This is a genomic window from Streptomyces tricolor (genome assembly GCF_002155905.1).
In the GTDB taxonomy this organism is placed as follows: domain Bacteria; phylum Actinomycetota; class Actinomycetes; order Streptomycetales; family Streptomycetaceae; genus Streptomyces; species Streptomyces tricolor.
In genome coordinates, this window is record NZ_MUMF01000631.1 from 1 (window position 1) to 3,750 (window position 3,750).

The 3,750-nt window shown below is 76.8% G+C and carries 5 protein-coding genes; 4 read left to right on the forward strand and 1 reads right to left on the reverse strand.

From position 1 onward, the window contains the following. Nucleotides 1-183: 183 nt before the first annotated feature. Nucleotides 184-993: an EamA family transporter gene (locus CCN44_RS35990; protein WP_086702817.1), complete on the reverse strand. Its 810-nt coding sequence runs from the start codon at nt 991-993 to the stop codon at nt 184-186. Between the two features lie 167 nt (nt 994-1,160). Here CCN44_RS35990 and CCN44_RS35995 point away from each other — a divergent pair, with 167 nt between their 5' ends. The 4 genes from CCN44_RS35995 to CCN44_RS36010 form a co-directional block, all read left to right on the forward strand. Continuing rightward, nucleotides 1,161-2,018, forward strand: a complete 858-nt coding sequence (locus CCN44_RS35995; RefSeq protein ID WP_086702813.1) for a LysR family transcriptional regulator — start codon at nt 1,161-1,163, stop codon at nt 2,016-2,018. A 323-nt stretch (nt 2,019-2,341) separates the two neighbouring features. Then, nucleotides 2,342-2,722: a DoxX family protein gene (locus CCN44_RS36000; RefSeq protein ID WP_059247339.1), complete on the forward strand. Its 381-nt coding sequence runs from the start codon at nt 2,342-2,344 to the stop codon at nt 2,720-2,722. Next, entirely contained in the window at nt 2,719-3,186 is a 468-nt protein-coding gene (locus CCN44_RS36005) for a peroxiredoxin (RefSeq protein ID WP_059247338.1), read from the forward strand. The genes CCN44_RS36000 and CCN44_RS36005 overlap by 4 nt, the downstream gene beginning before the upstream one ends. Nucleotides 3,187-3,240: 54 nt before the next feature. Beyond that, the coding region (locus CCN44_RS36010; RefSeq protein WP_143650221.1) for a PAS domain-containing protein at nt 3,241-3,750 on the forward strand (510 nt) is incomplete at its 3' end.

The window sequence follows — 3,750 nt, forward strand, 5'->3', positions numbered from 1 at the left end:
CCGCGGTGCCGAGGCCCTGGTCGAGGACCTCGCGCCTGCTGGGCGCAGTGCGCGCCGTGCGCCGCGGACCCTGCGCCCCCACCCGTGGGCGCCCGGGTGATCACGGCCCGTCGGTGGGCCGGGGCCGGTCCCGGCCGGGTGTGCGGGCCGGGGCGCCGCGGTCCGCGAGGTCGCCGTCGGCCGTCAGCGTTGCGTGGCGAGGCTCGCCGCGTTGGCGGCCACCACCGCGGCGATGCCCGCCCACTCCGCGGTGCCGAGGCCCTGGCCGAGGATCGCCCAGCCGGCCAGGGCCGCCAGCACCGGGTTGACGCTCATGAAGAGGCCGAACGTCTGCGCCGGCACATGGCGCAGGGTCAGCAGGTCGGCCAGATAGGGCACGGCCGAGGAGAGGACGCCGGCGGTCACGGCGCACAGGACGGCACCGGCCGTCGGCGGGTGGGCGGCCGCGACGGCGACGCCGACCGGCACGAAGGCCAGCGCGGACACCGCGGAGGCCGCCGCCGCGCCCTGCGCCCCGGGGACACGGCGCCCGACCACCCGGTTGAGCAGGATGTACGACGCCCAGCAGCACGCGGCGGCCAGGCCGAGCGCCATCCCGGCGTAGTCGGCGGAGGGGCGCGGGCGCATCAGGACCACGACCCCGGCCCCGGCCAGCACCGCGCACCCGGCGTCCAGCCGGCGCCGGGACCCGGCCAGCGCGATCGTGAGCGGCCCGAGGAACTCCAGGGTCACGGCGAGCCCCAGGCCGATCCGGTCGGCGGCGCTGTACAGGCTGAGGTTCATCGTGCCGAAGACCCCGCCGAGCAGCAGCACGGGCCACCACTGCCGCCAGGTGAAGGCGCGCAGCCGGGGCCGGGCCACGGCGAGCAGCACGAGCGCGGCGACGTACTGCCGTACCGCCACCACGCCGACCGGGCCGAGCACGGGGAAGGCCAGCGCGCCGACGGCGGCGCCGGCCTGGTTGGACAGGCCGCTGCCGGCCATGCCGGCCATGGCGGCCACCCCGGCCGCCCGCCGGGACGGCGGCGCGGCCACGGCCGCCGACGCGGTCAAGGGCCCGGCCGTCGCCGGGCGTCGGAGAGTTCGTCGCATGCGCGGATCGTGCGCGTGCCTGGCAGTTGCGCAAAATGCATGGCCGAGTCGGTCTATACGCTCGGCGTATGCACGACATAGAGCTGCGCCAGTTGCGCTGTCTGGTGGCCATCGTGGACGAGGGCACCTTCACCGACGCGGCGATCGCCCTGGGCGTCTCCCAGGCCGCCGTCTCCCGCACCCTCGCCGCCCTCGAACGCGCCCTGGGCGTACGGCTCCTGCGCCGCACCTCCCGCGAGGTGACGCCCACCGCCGCCGGGGTGCGTGTCGTGGCACAGGCCCGCCGGGTGCTCGCGGACGTGTCCGATCTGGTCCGCGAGGCCACCTCGGGTCACACCCGGCTGCGCGTCGGCTACGCCTGGTCCGCGCTGGGCCGGCACACGGTCGCCTTCCAGCGGCGCTGGAGCGCGGCCCACCACGACACCGACCTGCACCTGGTGCGGGTCAACTCGCCCTCCGCGGGGCTCGCCGAGGGCGCCTGCGATCTCGCCGTCGTCCGCAGGCCGCTGGACGACCGGCGCTTCGAGACCGCCATCGTCGGGCTGGAGCGGCGGCTGTGCGCGCTCGCCGCCGACGATCCGCTCGCCCGGCGCCGCTCCCTGCGGCTCGCCGACCTCGCCGACCGGGTCCTGCTCGTGGACCGCCGTACCGGCACGGCCAGCCCCGACCTGTGGCCCGCGGACGCCCGGCCGGCCACCGAGGACATCCATGACGTGGACGACTGGCTGACCCTCATCGCCGCCGGACGCGGTGTCGGGGTGACCGCCGAGTCGACCGCGTACCAGTACCCGAGGCCCGGCATCGGCTACCGGCCGGTGCGCGACGCCGAACCCGTCGCCGTACGGCTCGCCTGGTGGCGCGACGATCCGCATCCGGCGTTCCAGGCGGTGCTGGAACTGCTCACCGAGCTGTACCGCACCGGATGACACGGTGGTGACCGGTCCGCCCAGGCGAGGCGGGCCGGAAGCCGGTCACCGCCGGCCGGCCCCGACCCACGCGCCCGGCGCCGCCGCCCCCGCTCCCCGGGTGCGGCGCCGGGCCGCGGCCCGCCGCCGTACCGGCCGGACCGCCCTTCGCCGCCGTACCGGCCGGGTCCCCCTTCGCCGTGCCGGCCGGGCCGCTCCCGCCGTCGTACCGGCCGGGCCGCTCCCGCCGTCGTACCGGCGTCCTGCGCCGCATCCGGAGCGAAGGGCAACCCCCGCGCCTACCGTCCAGTAATATCCGGCGGCAGGCCACCAGAGGAGGAACCGTGCCCCGGTCCGAACGCTCACCCCTGCTGCTCGCCGGCCTGCTGGCAGCAGCCGGGGTCGCCCACTTCGCCGCCCCGCGGCAGTTCGACGTGATCGTCCCCCGGGCGCTGCCGGGTTCGCCCAGGGCCTGGACGTACGCCAGCGGGGCCGTCGAGCTGGCCCTGGCGGCCGGGATCGCGGCGCCGAGGACCCGCGCGACGGCCGCCAAGGCGGCAGCGGCCTTCTTCGTCGGCGTGTTCCCGGCCAACGTCCAGATGGCCGTCGACTGGCGCGACCGGCCGGCGCCGCTCAGGGCCGCGGCCCTCGCCCGGCTGCCTCTCCAGCTCCCGCTGGTGCTGTGGGCGCGCGGGGTGGCGCGCGGCGGGGAGGGACGGGCGTGACCGCGCACCCCGCGATCGGGGACAAGGCCGAGGACTTCGCCCTGCCCGACGAGACCGGCACCACCCGCCGGCTCACCGAGCTGCTGGCCGACGGTCCGGTCGTCCTCTTCTTCTACCCCGCCGCCCTCACCCCCGGCTGCACCGCCGAGGCCTGCCACTTCCGCGACCTCGCCGCCGAGTTCGCCGCCGTCGGCGCCCGGCCCGTCGGGATCAGCGGGGACAGCGTCGACAAGCAGCAGGAGTTCGCCGGCCGGCACCGCCTCGGCATGCCCCTGCTCTCCGATCCCGACGGCACGGTGCGCGAGCGGTTCGGCGTCAGACGGGGCTTCTCCCTCGCGCCGACCAAGCGCGTCACCTTCGTGATCGCCGAGGACCGGACCGTCCTGGAGATCGTCCGCAGCGAGCTGCGCATGAACACCCACGCCGACCGGGCCCTCGCCGCGCTCCGTGCCCACCGGCGCTGAAACGGACCGTCCCGCCGCTTGATGCCCCGGGACAATCGGAACATCCTGGGGCATATGAGCGATGTTGCCGCGGTGGCGGTCCTCGACGCCCAGGGCACGGTGACCGGATGGAGCGAGGGCGCGCGGCTGCTCACCGGCCACCCGGCGGACGAGGTGGTGGGCCGCCCCGCCGCCGGCCTGCTCGCCGAGGACGTCCCCGGCGACCTCCTCGCCGCCCGCACCGGCCCGGTCGCCCTGCGCCACCGCGACGGCCACCGCATCGAGCTGCTCCTCACCGCGTGCCCGCTCACCGGCACCGACGGACAGCCCGCCGGCTACGTCGTCACGGCCACGGCCGCCGGTGCCACCCTGGCCGCCCAGGCCTTCCAGCAGGCGTCCATGTCCATGTCCGTCTTCGACCTCCGGCAGCGCTACCTGCGCGTCAACGAGGCCGCCTGCCATGTGATGGGCGTCCCCGAGGAGGCGCTGCTCGGCCGGTACTTCCCGGACACCGTCGAGAACGCCGAGCACAGCCGCGGCTTCCTGACCCAACTGCGCCAGGTCGCCGAGACCGGCCGGCCGGTC

Bases quoted from the DNA above. Each gene is read 5' to 3' on its own strand.
- CCN44_RS35990 (WP_086702817.1), bottom strand. From the start codon at position 993: ATGGCCGGCATGGCCGGCAGCGGCCTGTCCAACCAGGCCGGCGCCGCC.
- CCN44_RS35995 (WP_086702813.1), top strand. From the start codon at position 1,161: ATGCACGACATAGAGCTGCGCCAGTTGCGCTGTCTGGTGGCCATCGTG.